This window comes from Allobosea rubneri (assembly GCF_032464875.1).
GTDB lineage: Bacteria > Pseudomonadota > Alphaproteobacteria > Rhizobiales > Beijerinckiaceae > Allobosea > Allobosea rubneri.
In genome coordinates, this window is record NZ_JAWDID010000020.1 from 49957 (window position 1) to 75692 (window position 25736).

19 protein-coding genes are annotated in these 25736 nt (G+C 66.9%); 4 read left to right on the forward strand and 15 right to left on the reverse strand.

The genetic code is table 11. The features are described 5' to 3' along the window. Window positions 1-114 precede the first annotated feature (114 nt). Window positions 115-1002 carry a pyrroloquinoline quinone biosynthesis protein PqqB gene (gene pqqB / locus RKE40_RS14695; RefSeq protein WP_316018977.1) on the forward strand — a complete coding sequence of 296 codons (888 nt, stop codon included), beginning with the start codon at window positions 115-117 and terminating at the stop codon, window positions 1000-1002. Then, window positions 999-1730 (forward strand): pyrroloquinoline-quinone synthase PqqC, encoded by a 732-nt coding sequence (pqqC, locus tag RKE40_RS14700; RefSeq protein ID WP_316018978.1) that lies wholly within the window; start codon window positions 999-1001, stop codon window positions 1728-1730. The genes pqqB and pqqC overlap by 4 nt, the downstream gene beginning before the upstream one ends. A gap of 48 nt (window positions 1731-1778) precedes the next feature. On the opposite strand, the gene pqqE is transcribed toward pqqC, so the two are convergent. The 7 genes from pqqE to RKE40_RS14730 form a co-directional block, all read right to left on the reverse strand. Next, window positions 1779-2849, reverse strand: a complete 1071-nt coding sequence (gene pqqE / locus RKE40_RS14705) for a pyrroloquinoline quinone biosynthesis protein PqqE (protein ID WP_390893373.1) — start codon at window positions 2847-2849, stop codon at window positions 1779-1781. 56 nt (window positions 2850-2905) lie between these two features. Next, window positions 2906-3199: a pyrroloquinoline quinone biosynthesis peptide chaperone PqqD gene (pqqD, locus tag RKE40_RS14710; RefSeq protein ID WP_316018980.1), complete on the reverse strand. Its 294-nt coding sequence runs from the start codon at window positions 3197-3199 to the stop codon at window positions 2906-2908. A gap of 207 nt (window positions 3200-3406) precedes the next feature. Continuing rightward, complete coding sequence (gene pqqA, locus RKE40_RS29760; protein ID WP_390893370.1) at window positions 3407-3592, reverse strand: pyrroloquinoline quinone precursor peptide PqqA; 186 nt, start codon at window positions 3590-3592, stop codon at window positions 3407-3409. A gap of 80 nt (window positions 3593-3672) precedes the next feature. Then, the gene (locus RKE40_RS14715; protein WP_316018981.1) at window positions 3673-3984 is read right to left on the reverse strand and encodes a c-type cytochrome; all 312 of its coding nucleotides are present in this window, start codon (window positions 3982-3984) and stop codon (window positions 3673-3675) included. Window positions 3985-4097: 113 nt separating this feature from the next. Beyond that, the gene (locus RKE40_RS14720) at window positions 4098-5258 is read right to left on the reverse strand and encodes a PQQ-dependent sugar dehydrogenase (protein WP_316018982.1); all 1161 of its coding nucleotides are present in this window, start codon (window positions 5256-5258) and stop codon (window positions 4098-4100) included. 628 nt (window positions 5259-5886) lie between these two features. Continuing rightward, window positions 5887-12306, reverse strand: a complete 6420-nt coding sequence (locus tag RKE40_RS14725) for a hypothetical protein (protein ID WP_316018983.1) — start codon at window positions 12304-12306, stop codon at window positions 5887-5889. A 13-nt stretch (window positions 12307-12319) separates the two neighbouring features. Then, entirely contained in the window at window positions 12320-13174 is an 855-nt protein-coding gene (locus RKE40_RS14730) for an AprI/Inh family metalloprotease inhibitor (protein ID WP_316018984.1), read from the reverse strand. A gap of 168 nt (window positions 13175-13342) precedes the next feature. Here RKE40_RS14730 and RKE40_RS14735 point away from each other — a divergent pair, with 168 nt between their 5' ends. Next, window positions 13343-14248, forward strand: a complete 906-nt coding sequence (locus tag RKE40_RS14735) for a helix-turn-helix domain-containing protein (RefSeq protein WP_316018985.1) — start codon at window positions 13343-13345, stop codon at window positions 14246-14248. A 141-nt stretch (window positions 14249-14389) separates the two neighbouring features. On the opposite strand, the gene RKE40_RS14740 is transcribed toward RKE40_RS14735, so the two are convergent. Genes RKE40_RS14740 through RKE40_RS14760 form a run of 5 tightly spaced genes read right to left on the reverse strand, consistent with a single transcriptional unit; the run spans window position 14390 to window position 18115 of the window. Further along, window positions 14390-15451: an ABC transporter substrate-binding protein gene (locus RKE40_RS14740; protein WP_316018986.1), complete on the reverse strand. Its 1062-nt coding sequence runs from the start codon at window positions 15449-15451 to the stop codon at window positions 14390-14392. A 3-nt stretch (window positions 15452-15454) separates the two neighbouring features. After that, window positions 15455-15784, reverse strand: a complete 330-nt coding sequence (locus RKE40_RS14745) for a hypothetical protein (protein ID WP_316018987.1) — start codon at window positions 15782-15784, stop codon at window positions 15455-15457. Next, complete coding sequence (locus RKE40_RS14750; RefSeq protein ID WP_316018988.1) at window positions 15781-16539, reverse strand: ABC transporter ATP-binding protein; 759 nt, start codon at window positions 16537-16539, stop codon at window positions 15781-15783. Before RKE40_RS14750 ends, RKE40_RS14745 begins: the two co-directional genes overlap by 4 nt. After that, on the reverse strand, window positions 16536-17342 hold the full coding sequence (locus RKE40_RS14755) for an ABC transporter permease (RefSeq protein WP_316018989.1): 807 nt from the start codon (window positions 17340-17342) through the stop codon (window positions 16536-16538). The genes RKE40_RS14750 and RKE40_RS14755 overlap by 4 nt, the downstream gene beginning before the upstream one ends. Next, window positions 17339-18115 carry an ABC transporter permease gene (locus RKE40_RS14760; protein WP_316018990.1) on the reverse strand — a complete coding sequence of 259 codons (777 nt, stop codon included), beginning with the start codon at window positions 18113-18115 and terminating at the stop codon, window positions 17339-17341. The genes RKE40_RS14755 and RKE40_RS14760 overlap by 4 nt, the downstream gene beginning before the upstream one ends. Before the next feature lie 447 nt (window positions 18116-18562). Here RKE40_RS14760 and RKE40_RS14765 point away from each other — a divergent pair, with 447 nt between their 5' ends. Further along, window positions 18563-21706 (forward strand): cyclic nucleotide-binding domain-containing protein, encoded by a 3144-nt coding sequence (locus tag RKE40_RS14765; protein ID WP_316018991.1) that lies wholly within the window; start codon window positions 18563-18565, stop codon window positions 21704-21706. A gap of 96 nt (window positions 21707-21802) precedes the next feature. Here RKE40_RS14765 and RKE40_RS14770 read toward each other — a convergent pair whose 3' ends face one another. The 3 genes from RKE40_RS14770 to RKE40_RS14780 all read right to left on the reverse strand — a co-directional run bounded on the left by RKE40_RS14770 (window position 21803) and on the right by RKE40_RS14780 (window position 25662). Continuing rightward, window positions 21803-22759: a G1 family glutamic endopeptidase gene (locus RKE40_RS14770; protein ID WP_316018992.1), complete on the reverse strand. Its 957-nt coding sequence runs from the start codon at window positions 22757-22759 to the stop codon at window positions 21803-21805. Between the two features lie 71 nt (window positions 22760-22830). Continuing rightward, window positions 22831-23859: a phosphatase PAP2 family protein gene (locus tag RKE40_RS14775; RefSeq protein ID WP_316018993.1), complete on the reverse strand. Its 1029-nt coding sequence runs from the start codon at window positions 23857-23859 to the stop codon at window positions 22831-22833. Between the two features lie 48 nt (window positions 23860-23907). Further along, entirely contained in the window at window positions 23908-25662 is a 1755-nt protein-coding gene (locus tag RKE40_RS14780) for an adenylate/guanylate cyclase domain-containing protein (protein WP_316018994.1), read from the reverse strand. Window positions 25663-25736: the final 74 nt, after the last annotated feature.

Here is a 25736-nt window from a genome sequence, read left to right on the forward strand (position 1 = left end):
CTTCGAACGATCGAAGGAGCCGGAGATGTCCTGGGGCGAATGCGGGGCGAGGGGCCGGAGGCCGGTGCGTACGCCCGATGAGCTTGCAGGAAAGCGGCGATCCGAGGCGCACCGGTGAAGGCCATCGTGCTCGGCGCCGCGGCCGGCGGCGGTTTCCCGCAATGGAATTGCGGGTGCCGTGTCTGTGCGATGGCCTGGAACGGGGATCCCCGCGCCCCCTGGCGAACGCAGGCGAGCCTCGCGGTGAGCCTCGATGGCGCGAACTGGACCCTGCTGAACGCGTCCCCCGATCTCGGCAGCCAGATCCGCGCGACGCCGGCCCTGTGGCCGCGCGAGGAGCGGCATTCGCCGATCGGCGCGGTTATCCTGAGCAGCGCCGAGATCGACCATGTCACGGGGCTGCTCAGCCTGCGCGAGCGACATGCGTTCGATCTGGTCGCGTTGCCGCCGGTTCTCGATGCGATCGCCGCCAATCCGATCTTCGCCGCGGTGCCGGCACGCCGCGTGGCCGCAAGCGCCTCGGCGCCAATCATGTTGGCCGGCGGCCTCGCGGCGGAGCTGTTCCCGGTTCCCGGCAAGGCTCCGCTCTACCTTGAGGACCAGGATCCAAAGCTCGAATCCGAGGCCGGGGAAACGGCGGGCGTCAGGATCAGCGGTGGCGGGCGATCGATCGTCTACATACCGGGTTGCGCCGCCCTGTCCGACGATCTGCGTACCAGGGTGGACGGCGCGGATCTGCTTTTCTTCGACGGTACCTTGTTCACCGACGACGAGATGATCCGGGCTGGCGTCGGCCAAAAGACCGGCCGCCGCATGGGGCATATGCCGATCGCCGGCGACGATGGCTCGTTGGCCTGGCTTTCAGGGCTCCCGGTCGCGCGAAAAGTCTACATCCATCTCAACAACACCAATCCGGCGTTGATCGCGGGATCGCCGGAACGTCTGATGATCGAAGCGGCTGGTGTCGCGGTGGCCCATGACGGCATGGAGATCGAGCTGTGAGCGCTTTGCTATCGCCCGAGGAACTGGAACGGCGCCTGCGCGAGGTCGGCGAGGCGCGCTATCACGACAAGCACCCCTTCCATGCGCGGCTCCACTCCGGCCAGTGCAGCAAGGGCGAGGTCCAGGCCTGGGCGCTCAACCGCTTCACCTATCAGGCCCATATCCCGGTGAAGGACGCCTATCTGATCGCCCGGGCCAATGATCCCGCGCTCCGCCGGGCCTGGCGTCAGCGCCTCGTCGACCATGACGGCGACCATGATGGCGAAGGTGGGATCGAGCGCTGGCTGCGGCTCTGCGAAAGTCTGGGGCTGGCGCGAGCGGATGTGCAGGCCCATCGCGGCGTGCTGCCTGCGACTCGTTTCGCGGTCGAGGCCTATGTCAATTTCGTGCGCGAGCGGCCTCTGCTGGAGGCGGTCGCTTCCTCGCTGACCGAGCTGTTCTCGCCAAAGATCATCCGCAACCGCGTCGAAGGCATGCTGGCGCATTACGACTTCGTCAGCCCCGAGAGCCTGAGCTATTTCACCGCCCGTCCGGAGCAGGCGCGGCGCGATGTCGAGACCGCCCTCGGCTATGTGACGGTCCATGCCCGCACGCCCGCCGAGCAGCAGGCGGTGATCGCGGCGCTGGAGTTCAAATGCGACGTGCTCTGGGCGATGCTGGATGCACTGCATCACGCCTATGTCGCGCCCGGCCATGTTCCGCCCGGCGCTTTCGTGCCGGTGCCTTGACGGCGTTTCAGAAGAGCCAGGTTACTCCGGCTCAGAACGCTGCCTTCGTCAAACGCCCTGATAGCCGCGGTAGATGAAGTCGCTGCGCTCGGAGGCAGCCTCTGCTTCCGCCAGCGCAACCAGCTTTTCGTGCAGCGGCGACAGCGAGCAGGCGGGGTCGGTCGCGGCCGCGTCCCCAGCGAGGGCCATGGCCTGGCAGCGGCAGCCACCGAAATCCTGCTCCTTGCGTGCGCAGCTGCGGCACGGCTCCTTCATCCAGTCCGTGCCGCGGAAGGCGTTGAACGCTGCGCCGCGATACCAGATCTCCGACAGGCTGGCCTCGCGTACATTGTCGAAGGCGAGCCCCGCGATCGTCTCCGCGGCATGGCAGGGCAGGGCGCGGCCCGAGGGCGTGACATTCATCAGCCGTGCGCCCCAGCCGCCCATGCAGGCCTTCGGATAGCGGGCATAATAGTCGGGCAGCACGCTGTCGATGACGAGGCGCCCCACCGTGCGGCTCCGCGCCTCGTCGACCTGCACCATCGCGGTCTCGACCTGCTGGCGCGTCGGCATCAGCCTGGCGCGGTTGACCAGGCCCCAGCCGTAATACTGCACATGGGCGATCTCGATCCGCGCTGCGTCCCAGGCTTCGGCAAGCTCAACAAAGGCGGGAATCTCGTGCACGTTTTCGCGGTGGATGACGGCGTTCACGGTGAGGCGCAGGCCGAGCCGGGCAATGGCGGCCGCGACGATGCGCTTGCGCTCAGCAGCGCCCTCATAGCCGGCGACACGATCGCAGGTCCTGGCGTCGATCGCCTGTACCGAGAGCTGGATATGGTCGAGTCCGGCCTCGGCCACTGCGTCCAGCACGGCCGGCTGAAAGCCGACGCCGGAGGTGATCATGTTTGTGTAGAGTCCGGCATCACGCGCGTGGGCGACAAGCTCGGCGATATCGCGCCGCAGCATCGGCTCGCCGCCGGAAAAGTAGATGTGCAGCACCCCGAGGGCGGCGGCTTCATCGATCAGCCGCTTCCACTCGGCAGTAGAGAGTTCCTGCGAGCGCCGATCGAGTTCGAGCGGGTTGGAGCAATAGGGGCAGCGCAGGGAACAGCGATGGGTCAGCTCCGCCAGCAGGCCCATGGGCGGCGGCAATGTCGGCCGGGCGGGCGCGGCTTGCGGGAGCGTCTCGACATCGCTCACAGATCAACCATCCTCTGATCGGCGAGGCCACGCAGAAACGCCATGACGTCGCCGGCGATCTCGTCGCGGTCCGCTTCGAACGCCGTCGCCAGTTCCTGCGCTATGGCTTCAACGCTGCGCTGACCATCGACGCGTTTCAGGATCTCGAGCGCGATCTCGTCGGGCTCGAAGACACGCTCAGGGCCGAGAAGGAACCATTGCCGGCGGCTCTCGTCGAAGCGCAAGCGAACGCCACGGGGCAAGGCCGGGACAAGGGTTGCGATATCGATATGCGTGACGTCGGCTTTCATGGGGCGGCGGCTCGCGCGAACTCGTCAAGCACCAGATCAGGCGACGATGCGGAACGCATCGCACAAAAGCGCGATGACCGGCCTCCCGGCTGTTTCGCGGAGGGGAGGCCGGTCCTCATGCCGCAACACTCATTGCTCGGCGCCAACCCGAGAAGACGCCTCTGCGTCCCGCCTAGGACAATAGCTTTGGGCCGCTGAACCGAAACGTCAGAGCTTGGCGGGAGCGTAGGACGTCACTTCGCAGCCGACCGTGACTTCGATGATCGTGGGCTTTTTCCACTTGCGCATGATCGGTATCTCCAGATCGTCGCCAGCTTTCGCTCGGGAAAGCAGGCGAAGGTTACACCCGGCTCCAGCGTGTTGCAAACGAGGCCGACGGCCGGGCGGCGTCATCTCGCTGCGTCGACGAAGGACGAGCCGTCCTTCAACATCGGCCCGCGTCAGCTCCTCGCGGGGCCGACACTCAAGTCTCGCTACTGGGAGAGAATCCACTTCACGAGAATTTCGGCGTCTTCCGGCGAAACGGCCGGTTGCGGGGGCATCGGCGTTTGTCCCCAAACGCCGCCACCGCCTTTCACGACCTTCTCGCTCAACGTCTTGATCGCGGCTTCGTCCTTGCCGTAGCGCTCGGCGACCGCCTTGAAGGCCGGACCGATCATCTTGCGTTCGAGGTGGTGGCAGGCCACGCAGTTCTTGCTCCTGGCGAGTTCCGGGCTCGCGACGGCGCTCGACGAGGTCAGAAGCGCGACGAAGAAGGCTGTCGCGCATTGGCGAAAGTCAGGCATGGGCAGAATTCCCTCATGCGCGATCCGGATCGGGCGGGATCGCAGGGGCGGCATCTCAGCAGAGGACAGGCCAGCCGCGCCGCCTGATCGGCGGGCGCGGCTGCTGTTCGCGCTCAGTTGGGCTTGAGCTGGTAGACGTCGCCCTGATCGGTCGCCACGTACATGCTGCCGTCAGGCGCCTGCACGACCGAGCGGAATCGCCCGGCCGGCATCGGCAGGGAGATCGTGGTGCGCTTGGCGGACGAGCCGTCGGGCGTGATGTCGAGCACGTCGAGCCGGTTGCCGACCGGCGTTCCGTGGATGCCGATGCCCATGAAGGTCACCACCATCCGGCCGTTCCAGTCCTTCCACTGCGGGCCGTTCAGGAACACGCATGACGACATGCCCTGCGAGAGCAGTTCGTTGTTCCAGGCCGGCTTCATCGCGTTGGGGTAGGTCTTGGTGTCGGTCATCGGCATGAACGCCGAGCGATCCTTCGGATCCACCGCGCCCATCTGGTTCGGCGAGTAGCCGCAGTAGTTGTCGGGACAGTCGGCGCGCCCCGCCATATTGGGGCGCGGATCCCAGCCGGCATTGCCGCCGGCGGTGAGTGCCGTCACCTCGTCGCTGTGCCAGGGGCCGTTCTCCGCCGTGTAGGGCTGGTTGGTGCCCGGGCGGAAGCAGATGCCCTGCGGGTTGCGATGTCCATAGGTGAATATCCGTGGATCGAAGCCCTGCGGTGCATTGTTGCCGGGTGCGGCCTTGCCGTCCCGGTCGATGCGCAGGACCTTGCCACCCATGCGGGTCGGGCTTTGCGGCACCTCGCCATTATGGGTGTCGCCCGTCGTCACATAGAGAAAGCCGTCCCCGGGGCCGAAGCGCAGGCGCCCGCCATTATGCGCGCCAGGATCGCCGAAGGGATGGTTGCTGGGCAAGGGCTTGTAGGCGATGTCGGTGACGATATCCTGCCGGTTCGAGACCTTGGTCAGATCGGGATTGACCGTCAGCCGCAGCACCCGATTGGTTCCCGGCGCGGTCATGTTCGAAGCCGAGGCCACGTAGATGAAGCGGTTGGTGGCGAATTCCGGGTCGATCGCGACACCGTACATTCCAGCCTGACCACCGCAGAAGAGATCGGATGCGGTGTCAGGGTAGTTTTTGGAATCCTTGATGCCGAGCAAGGCGTTGATCTTGCCGGATGGTAGCCGGACCGAGAGACCGCTGCACTTCTCTGTGAAGAACATCGTGCCGTCGGGCAGGAAGGCCATGTCCCAGGTCAGGTCGCGGCCGGACATCACGGTAGTACTGGTGAGCCCGGGAGTTCCGCCGCTTTGGGCTGTTGCCATTCCAGGCAGGGCAACAGAGGCCAGTAGGGCATAGGGCAACACGAAGCGAACACGTCGAGTCATCGATGCTTCCTCCGAGTTAGTGAGCGTCCCCCTTGAAAGAAAGGCCCGCAATCAGCTGGACCTGGGCCGAAATCGTTGTTCGGCGGATCAATTATTATGCGAGCGACCAATCCTGCGCAATATCGTTTCTCGCTGATCGCTGTTGCCGAATGCATGAAAGTGAAGGGAGGTCCTCTAGGTCAACGAGGTCCTTGTCGGCTTTATTCTTAAGTCAATACTGGTTCTGGCGAGAAGGTGCGAGCAATAGGACGGGAGCTCGGAGGCCGCGCGAAATGGACCATGGGACCCGCCGATGTCTCGGGTATCTCAGCCTGAGCAACGTCGGCTTCTAGTCCGGCACTCGCCAGGCCATAGGGGGGCGCCTCGATCATTTTTGATCCTCTGTGCAGCCCGCGGTAACCGGTACCTGCTCGGCAATAGGGTCGCTTGCCGGGAGGGTGTCTTTGAGCGCCTGATCGAGTTTCTCGTCAGGTGCAATTTTGCGAGCGAAGGCGGGGCACGCCACGCCTCTTCTTCAGAAGCGCAGAGCGGCGCGGAGCTCGGCGTTGTGTTCGCGGTAGCCGTTGGCAGCGCGCAGGCCGTACTCCGCGCGCAGTTCCCAACCGGATTTCGTCACGAGGTCGATGCCTGCCTTCGCATTGCCGTAGATTCGCGGCATGCCCGTCTCGGACTCGAAGCTTGCAAGCCCGTCGCCGGCCCCTAGTGCGGCGAAGCGCTGCTTCTGCTGCCAGCCATCCCCGCTCGCGAAGCTCGCGCCGACATTGAGATAGGCGCGCGAAACCATGCCGACGAACTCGAAACGACTTCCGATCTCGATGGCAGGAGAGACCATGGCGCCGAACCGGCTTTGGTCGAGCGTAGCGAGGTCGAAGATGCCCGAACCGTGCTCGCGATAGCCGTACTGCTTGACGAAATGCAGATCGAGATCCGCCATCGGCTTCAGATACCAGTCGCCGAAGGTGAACTGATAGGAGGCGCGCAGCTTGCCGCCGAGCTGCAATGCGTGGGACGTGGCCGAACCACGCGCAAAGTAGCTGCCGAGCAGGACATCGCGCTTCAGGTCTGCAGTGTCATAGCCGGCGAGCAGCGAGGCCGAGAACAGCCATGGGCCGGTTTCGCGCTTCAGGACCGCTCCGGCCATGACGCCCTGGGAGCGGATATCGACATCGCCGTAGCTCGTGGTCGTATGAGCTGCGCTGTAGCCGAGCGAACCGCCGAGGAACCAGCCGGGGGAAACCTGCTTCTGCCCGCCGACCTGCAAGGTCAGCTGCTTCGTGCCATAGCCGCTGTCGTCGACCGACCCGCTGCGATCGATCCGCGTCGCGATCGAACGGCCCCAGACGCAGTCGACCTCGCGCATGCTGGCATCGGCGCTGACGAAAGCCGGACAGCTGTTAAGTCTTTCGGCAAAGGCCCTCGCTTCGTTGGCCATCGCGGCGCCGCGGGCGCCTGTCGCATCGTTGCTGATTTCCTTGAGCGCGCCGAGATAGGCTTCCACGCTCTGCACGCGGCTGAGATGCCCGAAGATGCGCGATGCGTTCTCCCGTACACCGTCCGCCGGACTGTCGGGACCTTGCCGGTCCCAGACCTGTTGGAGATAACTCGCCGTCTCCGCCTGGTCCTTCGCCAGGGCGAGGCCATCAGGAGCGAATTTCGCGCCCATGGCGATGGTGACGCTCTGCTGGCCTGCCTGCTTGAGGTCGTAGCGGAACACGGGCGAGCGGTCGTCGATAACGGCGCCGTAGCCCGAGAAGGGCTGTGCGAACCTCGCGATCTCCAACGGAATGTCGCGCAGCGCCCGCAGCGGAAGCGGTGTCACCTTGCCGTCGAAGCGCGAAGGGGCGTTGGCCGAGAGAAAATCCCCCTTGCGGTCATGGTAGTCGAGGTCCACCGCGTAACGGCCGGTGGCGCTCTGCTGCAGAGAACCGTCCAGCGCGGTCCGGACGAAGGAGAAACTCGTTGCGCCGAGAGCATTTTCGCCGCCGGGATTGAGGATGCCGGCATTGTTCAGCGTCGCCATGCGCAAGGTCGTGCCGCTGTGCAGGCGGCCGGATTCCCGATTGTCGAACGTGCTGCCCGCACCGAGCAGGACATTGCCCGCGACCGTACCGCTGTTCTCGATGCTGGCCCTATTTGCCGTCTGGATGGCGAGGCCGCCGAGCGCGGAGATCGTGCCGGCGTTCCCGATCACCGTCAGAGCCGGGGTGATGGTCGCGATGCCCGCAGCCTGATCACCCGTCCCGCCACTGACGCTGGCGCGGGCACCGATATTGATCCTGATGTCCTCGCCGCGATGGCTGCCGCCTGCGCCTGCGCCTGCGCCGGAATTGCCCATGCTGACCGCATAGATGCCCGGTGAACCCGCCCCGGTGGCCGACACCTTGCCATTGTCGCCGACGGAAATGTCGATCAGCCTGCCGCTGTTGCCTGCGGCCTCCCAGGGCCGCATCAGCATGATGCCCTGATCTGAGAAGACGGCGCCGCTGCCGAGGCTCATCGCCAGGATGGCCGGCGCATTCGCACCCGCCGTGCCGACCTCGCCACTGACATGGATCGCGATATTGCCGCCTTCGCCGGCGCCGCCGACGAGACCGCTGTCCCTGACGAGGCCGGATCCGTAGCGAACCGAGGCCGCATCGCCGGTCAGGCCACCACCGCCGCCGATCGCCTGGGCGAGGATGCCGATGGCGCCGTCGCCGGCCGTGCTCACCTTGCCGGCGACCCCGACGGTGACGCTGCGCGCATCGCCGAAGCCACCTCTGGAGGCCCTGTCGAGCGACACCTTGCCGGCGCTCGTCGTCAAACCAGCGACGCCGCCGCCGGCGCCGATGCTCTGGGCTACGACGCCATGGGCGTTCCGGCCGATGGTCGCGATCGTGCCGACCTGGACGTTGACGACACCGCCGTGGCCCGTCGCTCCGTCGCTCGCCCCCAATGTCACTCTCAGGGGCCCGTTCTCCACTTCGCTCGCCGGCGCCGCGACGAAGCCGCCGCCGCCGCCGATGCCCTGCGCCAGCACGCCGAAGGCGTTGACGCCCGATGTCTGCAAGGTGCCCTCGAGGTTGACCCTGACCTCGCCGCCATCCCCTTGGGTGCCGCCGTTAGCGCCCAGGACGAGCGTGGTATCGGTCGTCCGGGTCGGAGCCGGGAGTTCGGGGCGCAGCGTTTTCTCGTCCAGCACGACCTGAAGGGTCACGAGGCCGCCGCCGCCGCCGATGCTCTGCGCGACGATGCCGGCCGACTGCTCGCCTTTGGTCGTGACCATGCCTTTGACGATGACCTGCACGGGACCGCCGATGCCGCCGCCGCTGCCCGTCGTGCCGGCCTGCACCTGCGATTTGTGCGTCAGACGCTCGATGGCCAGCCCGCCGCCGATGGTGCTGGCCGCGCTCCGACCGCCGCCGCCGCCGACGCTCTGCGCGAGGATCCCGGCGGAATTCGTCCCGGACGTCGAGATCGCACCGCCTTCGTGATTGACGGCGACGAAGCTGCCCATGCCGACAACGCCACCTCTGCCGCCGATATCGATCGCCAGGTTGAGGTTGGCCGAGCCGACGGCGCTGTTGCTGCTGCCGCCATTGCCGCCGCCGCCGCCGATGCTCTGCGCCAGGATGCCCTCTGAACTTGCTCCCTCCGTCGCGATCGTGCCGCTGTTGGAAACGACGACCACGCTGCCGCTGCCATTGGCGCCGCCCTTGCCGCCGACGCCGATCGTGACATTGCCGCTGGGCGAGAGCGGCAGCAGGTTGAGGACCGAAGGCAGGCTGAATGCGGCAGGGGCCTCTGCTTCCTGGCCGATCTGACCGCCATTGCCGCCGCCACCGCCGATGCTCTGCGCCAGGATGCCCGGCGACTCCGCCGATCTCGTGCTGATCGCACCGCGATTGCTGACGGCGACGGCGCCGCCGGAGCCGCCGCTGCCGCCCTGGCCGCCGACATTGATGTTGGTGGAGAAGCTCAGATCCAGCGCCTTGAATGCGCTGAAGGCCTTCGCGCTGAGCCCCAGTTCCCCGACCTTGGCGAGCAACCCGACAATGTTGGCCGCCTTGTTCTCCTCCTCGTCGTTCTTGACGGCGCCGGCATTGCCGCCGCCACCGCCGACGCTCTGCGCGAAGATGCCGGGCGAGCGCTCGCCCTCGGTCTGCAGGGATTTCGTGCTCTCGACCTTGACGTCGCCACCATCACCGCCGCCCAGGCCGTTGCCGCCCAGGGCTATCCCGGTGCTGACCGAAGCGGAGATGTCCCACTTCTTCTGTCCCCACGACTTCAGGAAGTCGGGATCCCCCTTGGCCTGGCGCAGTGCCTGCCAAAGCGAGGCGATGCCATTGACGTTGCCCCCAGCCGCGAAGGCCGCTTCATAGACCTCGTGCGACAGCGTGCTCGCGCTGCCGCCATGGCCGCCGCCGCCGCCGACGCTCTGCGCGAAGATCGCGGCCGATCCCGAGCCCTTGGTCGAGATCGAGCCGGCATTGCTGACATCGACCTTGCCGCCATGGTTGCCCGCGCCGCCCTTGCCGCCGACCGTGACATTGGCGGTGACGGTGGCGCTGCCGCCGGTCAACGTCTGGCTGTTGCCACCCATGCCGCCGCCGCCGCCAATGCTCTGCGCGGCGATGCCGAAGGCGTTCGCGCCGGCGGTCGAGATCGTACCCGCATTCTTGACGATGACATTGTCGCCGGCGTTGCCGATGCCACCTTCGCCACCGACGGCGACGCTCAGCGCAATCGAATGCGCCGTCACCTGCGTCGGGTTGATCCAGCGCTCGGCGATGCTGGAATAGCTCGCGCCCATGCTGGTGAAGACGCCGCCGCCCTTGCCGCCGCCGCCGCCGATGCTCTGGGCCAAGACGCCCATGGCGCTGTCGCCGGTCGTCTCGATCCGGCCGCTATTGTCCACGAGCACGCCGCCGCCGCGTCCTCCGGCGCCGCCCTTGCCGCCGATGGTCGGTGCGATCGAAATCGCGTGGCCGGGCCCGATCGTCAGGCTGCGCGTCAGCGCAAAGCCGCCTTCGCCGCCACCGCCGCCCGCGCTTTGCGCGAAGATGCCGTCGGCGAAGGCTCCGGCCGTGGTGACCGCGCCGGCATTGCCCACGGTGACAGGCCCGCCGCGCCCGCCGGCCGCGCCGCTTCCGCCGAGGGCCATGTTGAAGTTGACGGCGGGAACCGGGACGGTAGAGGGCGCAAGGCCGATCGTCAGCGCGCTGCTGCTCGCCAGGCCGCCGTTGCCGCCGCCCTGGCCGATGCTCTGCGCCTTGATGCCGACGGAGCCGGCCGCTCCGGTGACGATCGTTCCGGCGTCGCCATTGTGCACATGGACAGTGCCGCCATTGCCGCCGGCTCCGCCGGTCGCGCCGATCGCAAGCGAGATATTTGCCGCCGGGGAGACTGAAATGATGTCGGCAGCGCCGCCTTGCCCGCCGCCGCCGCCGACGCTCAGGGCCGATATCGCCGCGGATTGCGCGCCCTTGGTGACAATCTGGCCGCCATTGGCGACCGTGACTGCGCCACCGTCGCCGCCGGCCCCACCGGCGCCGCCGATCCCCAGTTTGAACAGGCTGAGGATGCCGAGGACGTTCGCCGCTCCGCCCTGACCGCCGCCGCCGCCGGTGCTGACCGCGAGCACGCCCTCGGATTGCGCTGCCTGGGTCTCCAGCCGGCCGTTGTTGGTGACCTCGACCGCACCGCCCCGGCCACCATCGCCCGCATTCCCGCCGAGGCCGAGCGAGAAGAGATTGATGCTGCCGATCACGTTGGCGGTGCCGGCCGTCCCGCCGCCGCCGCCGGTGCTGGCGACCTTGATTGCCGGCGACTGCTCGCCTCGCGTGATGATCGTGCCGCTGTTGACCGCGCTGATCCGGCCGCCATCGCCGCTGCTTCCGGCGTCGCCGCCGATCGCGACATTGAACAGCCCCGGCGTCACGGCCAGGGCGGAGCCGCCGGTGCCACCGCCTCCGCCCGTCGTCTCGAGCGAAAGCCCGGCTGCGAGACGACCGGCGGTCGAGACCTGGCCGCCATTGGTGACGACGATGTCGCCGCCATCGCCCGAATTGCCTCCGCGACCGCCGATCGACACGAAGCCGCCCTTGGCGTCGCCGCCATCGCCGCCACCGCCGCCGAGGCTCTTGGCGAAGATGCCGATGCCGTTCGCGCCCGTGGTGGCGACGGAGCCGCTGTTCTCCAGTGTGATCTCGAACTGGCCGCCGGCCTCGCCGGCCTTGCCACCTCGGGAATAGATGATGCCCTTGTCGTCGCCGCCATTTCCGCCACGTCCGCCGGCATTGCGGGCGTAGAGGCCGAAGGCTCCCTCACCGGATGTCAGGATCGTACCGCGGTTGGTGATCGCGATGTGCCCGGCCGCGCCGCCGTCCCCGCCGGGCTTGCCGGTCGGGCCGAGCACGCGGCCATCGCCGCCATTGCCGCCGTCGCCACCCGTGCTGATGGCCTGCACGCCATGGGCGGATCGCCCCGATGTCCGGATCGTCGCGGCTGGCTCGAGCAGGATATCGATGTCGCCGCCGCGGCCGCCGGAACCGCCGGGCTCGCGCTTGCCGCGCGGAATGCTGCGGCCATTGCCGCCCCTGGTTTCGACCAAGATGCCGAGGCCGCCATCTCCGGACAGCGAAAGCGTGCCCGATCGGAATGTGAGCAGCATGCTCTCGCTGCGGCTGCCATCGCCATAGCGGCCGATATCGCTGCCGCCGACGGAACTCATGCTCAATGCCGGCTTGTTCTGCGCCGAGGTGAGGTCTCCGGAAACGATCTGCCTGCCTCCGGGGCGAAACCGCTCATCGATCTCGCCGGGGCCGGGCACATCGAAGAACTGGGCATGGGCGGCGCGCGGCGCCAGCGCCAAAGGCCCGGCGATCGTCAGCGCGATGCAGCGCAGCGCGACCGAGGCCGTGTAGCGTTGCCTGCCCGTTGCGCTCTTGCTCATGCTGCGGGTCTCATCAGGGCCCGCACTGGTTCGAGTAGAGGATCCGGCGCCGCCCATCGCGCGCGAAGAGCTTCACGACATAGCCTGTGCGGCCGGCATAATTCATGCGGCACCATTCGGCTCCGTCTTCCTGCCGCGTGCAGGAATCGGCGGTGACGCAGGTGTTCATGGGGATGAGCGCCAGGGACTGCGCTCCGAGCGAGGGGAACTGGCGCAGATTGGCGGGGTAGACGATCCTGACCGTCGTGGACTGACCGGGCGCAAGCCTTGGCGCTGCAACGTCCCGCGCTTCGGCGCAACGCTCGGACCGCCCGTAATAGACCGAACATCGCGATGACGGCGAAGCGCGCTCATCGAAGGACGGCCCGAGTGCGTTGCCGCGCTGCGCGCTGGCCGCGGCCAGCCGGATCGGCCTGCCGGCCTCATCTGTACCCGAAAGCCCGTCCCATCCGGCCCGGAGAGCGATCAGCGGCCGGCCGGAGACATCGTCCAGCGAGATGCCGCTCCGCCGCGGCTGCCAGCGCGACACGCTGACCAGGGCGGAGCCGCAGCCGCGAGGGTTTGCGCGATATGCCCCCATGATGCTGCCGGCCGCCGACAATTCGATGCTGCAGCTTTGCCGGTGGCCGAAGGAGTCGGTGAAACGCACGGACCAGACGCCGGCATAGGAGGCCCCTCGCTCCCATTGGGCAAGCGTCGGGGCCGGCGCGACAGCGAACGCGGAGCCCAGCACCGCGACGGCGGCAAGACGCCGTGCTAGCCGGGCGGATGCCGCTTTCGGCAACGCTCTCGGCAGGCAGGGCAGATCCGGCAGCAAGGTTTTCTCCAGCAAGCTCCGTTCAACTCGTAGAGTGCCGGTGCAACGCATCGTTAGGCGTAGCGTCTCGCCCGGACTTGTCCGGCCTTCTCAAGCCGGCAAGGTTGTCATCCCGCGAACGGTCGCCTCTTATTCCGGCCTCGCAATGCGGAGCGCGATTCGGCCGGGAAACGAGGCTTGGAGAGGCGCCGGCGACCCTTATCGGAGTTCGGATCTGGCATGATGGAGATCTCCACCGACGGGCTTCCACAGCGTGACCGGCTGGATTTCTGGTCCCAGACCGTGCTGAAGCGCATGGAGATCGCAGGCCGCGACGAGGACGCGTCGGCATTTCAGGCGACCCTGCGGCGAGCCGCCGGCAGTGCGGGTGAGTTCTGGGACCATGTCTCGACCGGAATCCATGTCCAGCGCACCGAGCAGCGGTGCCGTGCCGATAGTGGCGCCGAGATCTATGTCGGGCTGGTTCTCGATGGCCGGTCCGAGGTCAGCTTCGGGGAGCGGCGTGTGCGCCTGCTGCCGGGCGATGTGTACGTGACGGATTTCTCCCGCCCGGTCCGCGCGCATTGGTTGAAGCACCGCGAGCTTGGCGTGATGTTCCCCCGTGACGCCCGGGCCGTGAATGTCGGACGCTTGGCCGCGGCCGGCGCCGTCAGGCTGCTATCGTCGCATCTGCGCACGCTCGCGCAGGAGGCGATGGCTCTGTCGCAGCATGAGCAGAGTGCTGCGGTCGATATCGCCATCCAGTTCGCTCGCCTCGCACTGGCTGGTGCCGGCCCTGGAGATATGGCGGGCGATCAGTCGACGCTGCTGGCGGCAGCATCCCAGCTGATCGCCCGGCACTGCACCGATCCGGAATTCTCCGTCGAGCTTCTGGCGACGTCTCTGGGCTGTTCGCGTGCCACGCTCTACCGAGCTTTCGAGCACGAGCCGACAGGCGTGGCCGCGGCAATCTGGAGCGCAAGATTGCACCATGCTCGCAGGCTTCTGCTCGATGATCGCACGTCAACGATCGGATCGATCGCATTTCGCTCGGGCTTTCTGGACCAGGCCAACTTCAACCGCATGTTCCGGCGTGAATTCGGAATGTCGCCGGGCGAGTTCAGGCAGGCCGGACGCGAGCTTTAGTTGAGTTGGCGTTGGCGCATGGCACCTCGGATGCGAGGGAACAAGGCGAGGGCTGATCGGCCGCTCTACCGAAACGCATCCTGACATCGCATTGGGATAACGAGCGGCGGCTCCTGGCCGCCGCCCGCCAGGCGGGATAGCTCAGGGCTTGAATTCGTAGCCCGGGCCGATCGCGACATCCGCCGGGATCGGCGGCAGGTCGTTGAACAGGGCAGGGTGCTCCTGCATCACCTTGAGGATGTGCTTGGGCTCGATGTGCTTGTTGACGTCGAAGGTCGATTTCAGGAAGCCGAGCCGATTCAGCCGGTCGAGCGCCGCCCACATCGCCCGGTAGTTGTTGGCGGAGAGGCGCCGGTCGGCCTGCTGGATGTTGAACTCCATCGCCGCCTCGGCGATCTCCTGCTTGAGGCCGGGGATCCAGCGGGTGCCGACCTGCGCGGCGAGCTTCGGGTTCTTGCGCATCCACTGGTCGGCCTCGGAGACCGCTGCCAGGAACTTCTCGATCTTCGGCCCGTTGGCGGCGACCCAGGGCCGCATGCCGACATTGAAGCCGACATAGGCGATGACGTTGCCGCCGCGGATGATCTCGACCGCGCCCGGCACGTCCTTGAGCGCGATGATCGGCCAGGGGTCCCAGCCGACGAAGGCGTCGATGCCCTTGGCGAGGAGAGCGACCGTCATGTCCGGCGGCGGCGTGTTGACCAGCGTGACGTCGGCCGGCGTCAGCCCGCCCTTCTCGATCAGGGCGAGGATGTAGAGATGGTTGATCGTGCCGAAGGAGGCCGCGATCTTCTTGCCCTTGAGCGAGGAAAGATCGCCCTTGCTGATCCCGGAATCGGCGCGGGCGATCAGCGCCATGGTGGCGTCCGAGCCGCCGCGGTGGGCATTGCCGCTGTAGTTGCCGAGCGCCACCAGATCCATGCCGCGTACGACGGCGCCGATCATCGGCACGCCGACCTGGACGATCTCGCTCTCGCCGGCCTGAAGGGCGTTCAGCGCGTCGACGCCGGTCGCATAAGGCCGGGCAATGTCGACATCGAGACCCCATTTCTCGAAGAAGCCCCGTTCCAGCGCGATGGGCAGGCCGAGCTGGTCGATGCCGGTGACCATGCCGGCTTTCATCTTGATCAGCTGCTGCGCCCTGACGACGGCCGGCGCGGCGATGACCGCGGCTCCGGCAAGCACTGTCCTGCGTGTGATCATGCTCTATCCTCCCGGTTGCAAGGGCTCAATTCTGCTCACCCAGTAGTAGCGGGCGATGGCGTTGAGTTGGTTCTTGTCGATGTTCCTGACCTCGACGCTGTTGCCGTCGGTGCCCGAGACGCGCCCGAAGCGCTGGAAGATCAGGATATGGAAGCGCTCGGGAATGAAGGGCAGGGTGATCAGCGCGTTGACGCGCTGACGATCGGGGAAGCCGTCCGCGACCTTGGATGGCGCGTGAAGTGCGAGCCAGGCCTGCCAGAGCAGCCAGGCCAGCAACAGGCCGAGGAGGATGCGGCCTCGCCTCGAATCCAGCGCGGCGCGGACCAGCTTCATGCCGCCCTCACCAGCGCCAGGACCTTGTTCGAGAGTTCCTTGAAACTGTCATCCTCGACCAGCTGGTCCCAGATGCGCGGCCGCGCCAGCGGGATCTCGACCTGTTCGAGGATGTGGCCCTTCGACAGCACGACGACGCGGTTCGCCAGGAAGACCGCCTCCGGCACGTCATGGGTGATGAAGATCACCGTCGGCCGGCGCTCTTCCCAGATCCGGGTCAGCTCCTCCTGCAGGGTCATGCGGGTTTGGGCGTCGACGCTGGCGAAGGGCTCGTCCATCAGGAGGATGTCCGGCTTGTTGGCCAGCGCCCGGACCACGCCGACACGCTGCTGCATCCCGCCGGAGAGTTCGTTGGGATAGCGGTCGGCGGCGTGGGCAAGTCCGACGAGGTCGAGATATTCGCGCGCGATCTCGTCGCGCTCGGCCTTGGGGATGCCGCGCATCTTCGGCCCGAAACCGACATTCTCCAGCACCGTCTTCCAGGGGAAGAGGGCGAAGGACTGGAAGACCACGCCGCGGTCGGCGCCGGGCCCCTTGACCGGCTCGCCGCCGACCAGGATCTCGCCGCCCGATTGCGGAATGAAGCCTGCGACCATGTTGAGGATGGTCGACTTGCCGCAGCCGGACGGGCCGACGATCGAGACGAATTCGCCGGCCGGCACATCGAGCGAGATGTCGTGCAGCGCCGTGTGCTGCGAGCCGGCATAGAGGTCGAAATAGGTCTTGGAGAGCGATTTCAGGCTGAGCGATTTCACTGTGTCACCAGTCCCCAGCGACGCCCCGTCGCCCGCTCGATCGGAGCCAGCACCCAAGCGTCGACAATGTACCAGAGGATGCCAAGCACGATCATGCCCAGCACGATTTCGACCACGGAGCCGGCCCGGCGCGCATCGAACATCATGAAGCCGATGCCGCTGGTGCCGACGATCATCTCCGCGGCGATCAGCGCGCGCCAGCCATAGCCGAGCCCGTTGCGCAGGCCGGTGATGATGTTCGGCAGCGCGCCGGGGATCACCACCTCGGTCAGCACCCGCGCCGGCGTCGCGCCGAGGCTCTGCGCCGCGCGGTAGAGCTCGACCCGCACCGAGCGGACGCCGAGCACGGTGTTGAGCACCACCGGAAAGAGCACGGTGTAGACGATGATGATCGTCATCGTCGTCATGCCGAAGCCGAACCAGATGATCAGGATCGGCAGCCAGGCGATGTCGCCGATCGCCTGGAAAAACAGCAGGATCGGCCAGAGCGCGGTGTAGGCCCGCTTGCTCAGCCCGATCAGCAGGCCGAGCGGGATGCCTAGCGCGATGCCGACGGCCACTCCGGCGGCAAGCCGGGCGACGCTGTCGCCGAGATATTCCGGCAGGATGCCCTTGTAGACCAGCGCGCCGAAGGCCCGCATGACATCCATCGGCGAGGGGAAGAAGGCCGGCGGAAACGGCCCCCAGGCCGCGACACCCCACCAGAGCGCGACGACCGGGACGAAGGGCGCGAGCGTCTGCAGCACCGGCCATTTGGCGGAGGTGCGGACCCACCAGCTCCAGAGGACGAGGGCGGCGTTCATGCGCGCACCAGCCCCCAGCGCTCGATGGTCGCCCGCTCGAGCGGGGCCAGCAGCAGCCGGTCGATCAGCAGCCAGAGCGTACCGATCACGATCATGCCGAGGATGATCACCTCGGTCTGGTAGAAGTCGCGCGCGACGAACAGCATGTAGCCAAGGCCGACATTGGTCGCGATCATCTCGGCCGCGATCAGGCCGCGCCAGGCGAAGCCGAGCCCGGTGCGGATGCCGGTGACGATGTTCGGCAGGGCGCCGGGGAGCAGCACGTCGCTCAGCATGGCGAGCCGGCCCGCGCCGAGCGACGCCGCCGCGTTGCGGATCGGCATCGGGATGGTCGAGACACCGAGCAGCGTGTTGTAGACGACCACGAAGAAGACGGCGTTGAAGATGACGAAGACGATCGCGCCGAAGCCGTAGCCGAACCAGAGCGTCGCGATCGGGATCCAGGCGATGCCGGCGAGGACGGAGAAGAATCGCAGCAGCGGCGTCAGGAAGGCCGAGACGCCCTTGCTGATTCCCATCAGGATGCCGAGCGGCACCGCGACGATGATCGCGAGCACGGTACCGATCGCGACGCGAGCCAGGCTGGTCGCGACATGGGTCAGCAAGGTGCCGTCACGCAGGCCGGCGATGCCTGCGGCGAAAACGGCCGAAACGCTTGGGAAGATCTGCGGCCTGACCTCGAATGCGGGAACGACCACCGCCCAGATAACGACCAGGAAAGCCAAAGGCGCGACAAAAGTCAGCGCCCCCGCCACGCGGTTGCCTGCGACCATGCATCCTCCCTGTTCGTGCGCCATCGGCCCACGAAGCGATCGATCCGCCCGCACCGCGAAGGTGAGTGCAAATTCCGTATGCGCGTCTCCTGCGACGGTTCGGTCGAGCGAACCTGAAGACTGCGCATCTTGCATACAAGAGAGTATAGGCGGGGTTTCCCTGCGGCAAGCAGCATCTTGCGCATACCCCGATCGCCTTGGGGAAGCCGAGGCGGCGAGCATGCTCATCGCGTCTGGGCGTCGAGCATCTGTGACTGGGGTCACAGATGCCAAACGTGCTTCTCTGTAGCGACCGCCGGAAACGCTCCCCTTGCTCGGAACGCCGGGAGCACATGCCGGCCGTTCAAGGCGGAATGTTCGACGAAGGGCCCGAAAAGAGCAGGTCGCTGCGACGACACGGCTCGGCTTGGTTCAGCAGTGCCGCGGTTTTCGAAGGAAGCGACGGCGATGGTCGGCTTTTTCGGCTATATCTGGCGCAACAGCCGCCGCGAGCAGATCAAGCTCATCGGCGTCGTCGTCCTGTCCCTGCCGTTCTACTATCTTTCGCTCGACGTACCCCGTCACATCATATCCGACGCATTGCAGGGGCAGGCGTTCGTCGGCGGACGGGATACCGCGCGGCTGTTTCACCTCGCTTTGAATCTGCCGGAGAGCTTCGGCGGGCCACGGATCCTCTTCGAAGGCATATGGCTCGACAGGCAATCCTATCTCTTTGCGCTGTCGGGACTTTTCCTGCTGCTCGTGCTGATAAGCGGCGGTTTCAAATACGTCATCAATATGCGAAAGGGCGCGTTGGGCGAACGCCTCTTGCAACGCCTGCGTCTCGATCTGTTCTCGGCGATCCTGCGCTTCAGGCCCGAGATGCTCCAGCGCATCAAGCCTCCTGAGGCCGCGACGATCATCAAGGACGAAGTCGAGCCGATCGGAGGTTTCGTCGGAGATGCCTTCGTGCAGCCGGTGTTCCTGGCCGGCCAGGCCCTGACCGCGCTCGCCTTCATTCTCGTGCAGAACGTCGCGCTCGGCCTGATCGCGGCCAGCATGATCCTGGTCCAGGGCGCCATCATTCCGCGCCTGCGCCGCGAGCAGATCCGCCTCGGGAGGCAGCGGCAGATCGAGTCGCGTGCCTTCGCCGGCAAGATCGGCGAGGTGGTCGAGACCATGGCGGAGGTGACGAACCACGGCACCTCCGCCGTCGAGAGAAGCCAGGTGGCGCAGCGGCTGGAGCGGCTCTTCGGCATTCGCTACCGGCTCTACGGGCGCAAATTCGCGGTCAAGACGCTGAACAACCTGCTGGCGCAGATCACGCCGTTCCTGTTCTACGTGATCGGGGGCTATTTCGCCCTGGCCGGCCGCCTCGACCTCGGCCAGCTGATCGCCGTCATCGCGGCCTACCGCGACCTGCCGTCCCCCGTGAAGGAGCTGATCGACTGGGACCAGCAGCGGCTGGATGTCGAAGCCAAGTTCCAGCAGGTGGTCGAGCATTTCGCGCTGGATGGCGACGCCTCGGTGGAAACCGGCGCCGGTGGCGGCGACGAGGCCGCCTGCCTGTCCGCGACTGGCCAGATCGTCGCGCGCGGCCTTTCGGTCACCAATCCGAGCGGCGACGTTGTGCTGGACCGGCTGTCGCTGTCGCTGCCGCTGCAACGGCACATCGCTCTGTCGGGCGGGGCGAGCGAGGGGGCGGGTGTTCTGGCGCAACTGCTTGGCGGTGGCTTGAGCGCCAGGGATGGCGCGCTCAGCATCGCCGACATGCCCTTATCGCTGCTCTCGGCCGAAGCGCGGGGGCGCGCCATCGCCTATCTCGGCCCCGAGCCGCTGATCCTCGACGGCAGCCTGCGGGACAACATCCTCTACGGGCTGCGTCGGGTGGCGCCAGACACTGTGAACCCGGCGGGCTGGTCGATCGATCCTGGCCGGGCGGGCGCCGCCGACGAGGCCGAGCTCGAGCTGAAGCTGATCGAGGTGCTGAGAATAGTCGGCCTGGCCGACGCCGTGTTCCGCTTCGGTCTTGCCTGCAAGCTCGATCGCGGAAGCGGGTCGGAACTCGTCGCGGGCATCTCTGCGATCCGCGCCCGCGTCCGAGCCGGTCTCGCCGAGCGCGGCATCGGGGCGGCGATCGAGCCCTATGACCCGGCCCGCTATACGCGCAACGCGACGATCGGCGAGAACATCGTCTTCGGCGTGCCGCTGGATTCCGGCCTGGTGGGGGCGAGCCTCGCCAACCATGAGCTGACACGCCGGATTCTCACCGATCTCGGCCTGACCGAGACGCTTCTGGGAATCGGGCGGCGCATTGCCGCGACGATGCTGGAGATATTCGCCGACCTGCCTCCCGGCCATGTGCTGTTCGAGCAGTACTCCTTCATCGCCGCGGAGGATTTTCAGGAATATGGCGACCTGCTCGGCCGGGTGGAGGCCGGTACGGCGAACGAGGCAGACGATACGCGGCTGATCGGGCTCGCGCTTCTCTATGTCGAGCCGCGGCACCGCCTCGGCCTGCTCGATCGGGCGGTCGAAGCGCGCATCCTGGCAGTGCGCGCTGCGTTTCATGAGCGCGCACCGGCGGACCCCGCCCATGCGATAGCCTTCTACGATCCGCGGGGCTATTGCGCGGCTGCGCCGGTGCGCGACAACGTTCTGTTCGGGGCGGTGGCGCAAGACGCGGTGGTCGCGGACGAGGCCATCCGCGACACGCTGGCGGAATTCGGCCTCGACGCAGAGATCTATCGCCGCGGCCTCGAGCAATCGGCCGGTTACGCCGGACGACTGTTGTTCCCCGCCATGAAGACCCAGATCGCGCTCGCTCGCTGCCTCATCAAGCAGCCGGAGCTGCTCATTCTCAACAATGCCTTTGGCGCTTTCGGCCAGAACGAGGCACGGCAGATACTCAGCCGCATCCGGGCGGCGATGGCGGGGCGAACGGTGATCGTCGCCGGGCGCGATCTGGCTTCCGATCACGGCTATGATCTGCACATTGCCTTCGAAGGCGCCAGGCTGGCGGCGGTGCAAGGCGATGTCGGGGCCGCGCCGGCCGAGGATCGGGCAGGGTCGGGACAGCCCGGCTCCGGCGCTGCCGCGCGGGTCGATGCCGACGAGATCCGCGTCCTGCGCTCGGTGCCCATCTTCGGAGACCTCGATACTGCACGTCTCAAGCTGCTTGCGTTCACGGGCGAGCGCATGGTCTTCGCCGGGGGCGAGGTGCTGTTTCGGCAGGGCGATGAAGCGGACGCTGCCTATGTGCTGCTTTCGGGCACCGCCGAGGTCATGATCGACGCCGGCGACGGCGGGCCCGCCAGGGTGTGGAGCCTCGCCCGGAATGCCATCGTCGGTGAGATGGGCCTCGTCACAGACCATCCCCGCTCGGCCACCGTCGTCGCAACCTCCGACGTCGACGCGCTGAAGCTGCGCAAGGACGTCTTCCTGGCGTTGCTCGCCGAGTTCCCGAACATGGCGCTCTCGGTGACGCGGCTGATGGTCGAGCGGCTGCGCGACAATGTCGCCGCCACCGGCCGGCAGGGACCGCCCGGCGGCGATCAGCTCACAGTCAAGTCATCGGTTCTGTCGAAGAGGGCATCCCGGTCCGATGCCTAGAGCGTTTTCGAGCGAAGTGGGTACCGGTTCGCGGGAGGAAAATGCGATAAAGCAAAGGATCGGATTTCCGCGATTCAGGAAATCGCGGAAAGCGCTCTAGGGCGCGACATAGGCCAGTTCCAGCCTCTGCTCCGGCACAAGGACGCGGCGCGCGGTCGAGATCGTGCGCGTGCCGGGCGGGCTCGCGATCACCTCGTACATGCGGATCAAGCGTGCGCCTTCCAGGTCGCGATCATGCAAGGTGGTGCCGCCGAGGGGACTGGATTCGGCGATGCAGCCGGTGAATGCGAAGGGTGAGTAGACGGGCATGGCGTAGGCCTCCCAACCATCCGAGGCGGGTGGGCTCGGCCGCTCCATGATCCATTCGGCGGTGGCGCCGCTGATCCGGCAGGGTGGCGGCGCCCAGGCTCTGAAGGCTTCCAGCATGATGTTCTGGGTGACGTTCCGCAGATTGCAGATGACCGAGGTCTCGTCGAACACGCGGATGATGGCGCTGATGGTGTCGCCATGGTTCACGGGCAGGCCGAGAGGCTGCTCTTCGGTCTTCTGGCCTCGCGCCCACCACTGGAACCAGGCATAGTACTCGCGCGCGCCGTGCAGGCCTTCTCCACAGCGCTGTTTCGTGCCGATCTGTGGCAGCGAGGAGTCCAGATAGGACTTCTGGCCGTCGAGCCCGATCCAGGTCGAGCTGTGATACTCGGTGGCGCGGGGATCCGGGGGAACCGATACCCTTGGCACCACCCAGTCGGCCATCACCGAGACGAAGCGGTGGCCACCGCGCGCCGCAAGGTAGCCGCCGGACCAGTTGACGCTCCTTTGTGCCGGCTGGGTCGTGGGCGCCGTCCGCTCGATCACGAAGAGGTCCATCGCGATGCTGGACGTCGGCAGCGCCGGCACGAAGCGCAAGGGACGACCATCGGCGAGCGGTTGCAGGAATGCGCGCCGGAATGCCGCCGCCTTGGGGTTCGACGCCATGGCGTCCACCGTCGGCAGGCCGTAGCGGGTCAGCTGGCTGTCGGGCTCCGTCGATGGGTTGAAGCCGTCGGGCGGCATGCCCAAGCTCCGAAACCGGCTTTGCGGTGGCGTAACGGCGCGGCCGCCATCCGTGGGCCCCGGGGCGGGCATCACGGATAGGCCCTGCCGGGGGTCCATTCCAGCCTGGCCGCTGCGAGCACGGCACGCCCGAACGGTTTGAGCGCATAATCGTTCGGGTTCTGCGGATCGGGGGCCGCGAGGGTACCGAAGACCGCATTCGCCAGCAGTTTTCCGGCGGCCGAATCGCTCGGATAATGCAGGCCGGCGATCTCGCGATTGCGCGCGACGCGGTGCGCCAGCGCATTCAATCCAACGTTCAAGGCGTCAGTGTCGCGCTGGGGCAGCGGAGGGTCGACCAGTCCCAGCACATGCCGCATGCACAGCGCGATCAGATGGGCCTGCGTCGCATGCCCGCTCGGGTAGGCGGAGTGCCCCGGGACCGGCACCGGCGGCAGCAAGGCCGGGCACTGCCACGAGGGCCGCGGCCGGTTGAATTCGTGCTTGAAATGCAGCGCGGCGAAGGAGGCGACGAGGCTGGCAACATGCAGCACGCGATAGGTGCGCGGATGCGAGCCGGGCGTCATCGACAGGAATTCCATGAATGTCGTGATGAACTCGACATCCTGGCTCAGGATTTCGCCCAGCGCCGATGCCCGCTCGTCGCGCGCCATCGCGCAGAGCAGGTCGATCTCGAGCGCCTGCTTCGTGACCGGTACGGGCGCGTTCGGGTCAGCATAACCGTTCAGGGCAAGCAGGATGTCGGCGAGGTCGTCGTTGATCGCATCGGGATCCCATTGCCCGGCGAAGGGGATGAGGACGCCAAATGCATACCAACGCGCGCCCCAGTTGATGTCGTCGAAGGCGACGGATGGAGCATCGTCGGCGTTGGCGCTCCGGAACTTGACCAGCCTTTTCGGCCCTGTGGTCTCGTCGCGGATGTGAACCGCCCGGCGAAGATTGGCGATGCGTCCCGTTCCGCTGCCGGTGGCCGGGTAGGTTTCCGTGATGAAGGGAAAATCAGCCCTGTCGGGGACGAACCAGCCGCCTCCCATGTCGCCGCTGATGCCGGCATTGCCCGTATTGCCGGTATTGCCCGTGTTCCCCGTATTGCCGGTCATCGCTTGCCCCGCATGGTTGCTGCAACGGCACAGTCTTCAGGCCTCGGCTCAGTCAGGCAGTCCGGCCTCCCGCAGATGTTCGATCCATTGCTCCAGCACGACTGGCACGAACGGACAGCGCGGCGCGTAGGAAGAGAGGCGGAAATCAGGCTGGATCAGCATCAGGCGGTCGGCCGCGCTCGCAGCCTCCGCCATTCGTCTCGCTGCGGCCAAACTGGCGGCAAGCGTCCGTAAAGTAAAGCGAATTGAAGGGTTGTGGGCGGCTGCGCTGCGCGCCCAGCCGACGGCCTGATCGAAGTCGCCGTTAATGTAGTGCGCCTGGGCGAGAATGCCCTCATGCCAGAAGCGGTAGGGATCTGCAGGAGCCAGGCGCTGCCCGTTCTCGCCATGCTGGACCGCCACGGGTCCGTTGCCGACGAAGCCGCGCGTGGCGCTGCTCATCGTCCAGGCCATCGCCACGCTCGGGCCCGCCTCGATCGCCCGGTCGAGGAAGCGCTGCGCCGTGTCGGTATCGCGCAGCAGGAAGGACTGGACGTGGCCATAGATCGCGAGCGCGAGCGCGTCATTGCCGTCGCGCTCGATGGCGGCGAGCGCCCGCTCGACAGCGACCTTCGCATCGCCGTCCGGATCGGGAGAACCAAGTTCGCCGACACGAAAGACATGCCAGAGCGCAGCATAGGTGAAGGGCGGCGCATAGGACGGGTCCAGCGCCATGGCCTGCTGCAGCAGTCCCCGTGCCCGGGCGAAGCTGTCGGGGTCCATCTTGTAGAGCAAGTCGACCGCCTGGAGCAGGAGGTCGTAGGCGGTCAGGTTCTGGGGGCGTTGGCACAGAGCCCGCCGCAGCTCGCGCTCGCGGACATGGGGTGCGATGGTCCTGACCAGCTTTAGCGAGATGCGGTCCTGCAGTTCGAACAGCTCGCCCACCTTGCCGTCATAGTGATCGGCGCTGACGATGGCGCCATTCTCGTTGGCGATCAGCTCGGTGCTGATCCGCACCCGGTCGTCGGACAGGGCGACGGTGCCGTCCATGACGTAGCGAACGCCGAGCTTGCGGCCGATCGCCACCGGATCGATCCGCCGCCGTCCATATTCGAGGGTCGAGCCCCGCGAGATGACGAACAGCTCCTTGAGGCCAGACAGCGACTGGATGATCGAGTCGACGACGCCATCGGCGACGAAGGTCTTGCTAGATCTCGCCCCGTTCATGCGGAACGGCAGGACGGCGATGGACGCACGCGCATCGACGCCGGCAAGGTTCTCGCCGATCCTTCCGACCGGTCCCGAGCCCGGTTCGCAGCGCAGGGCGAAAACACGCACCGGCCGCCTGTGATTGCGCAGGTAGATCTCGCCCATGTCGGAGGAGAGCGATTTCGACTCGTCGTCGGCCTGCTCGAACACCGCCTCCGATACGATCACGCCGCCCGGCTCGGCATAGGATTGCAGCCGAGCCGCGACATTGACGCCGTCGCCGAAGATGTCGTCGTTCTCCAGGATGATGTCGGCGAGATGGATGCCCATCCGAAACGCGATGCGAAGCGCGACGGGTTGATCGGCAGTCGCGACGGCCAGCGCGCGCTGCAGGCAAAGCGCGCAACGGGTCGAGGCGGGCGCGCTGTCGAAGGTCGCCAGGAAGCCGTCGCCCGAATTCTTGAAGATCCGTCCGCCATGCTCCTGCACGCAAGGGTCGATGAGGCTCGTGCGCAGGCTCATCAGGCGATGATGAGTCGCTTCCTCCGCCGCCTCGCTGAGGCGCATGTAACCGACCACATCGGCCGATAGGATGGCGGTCAGATGGCGTTGCATCTTCGCTACGAGGCTCTCACATCCGGACCGGGAAGCGTGCCGGTCGACGGCCAGTGCAAGATCAAGCGTCGCTC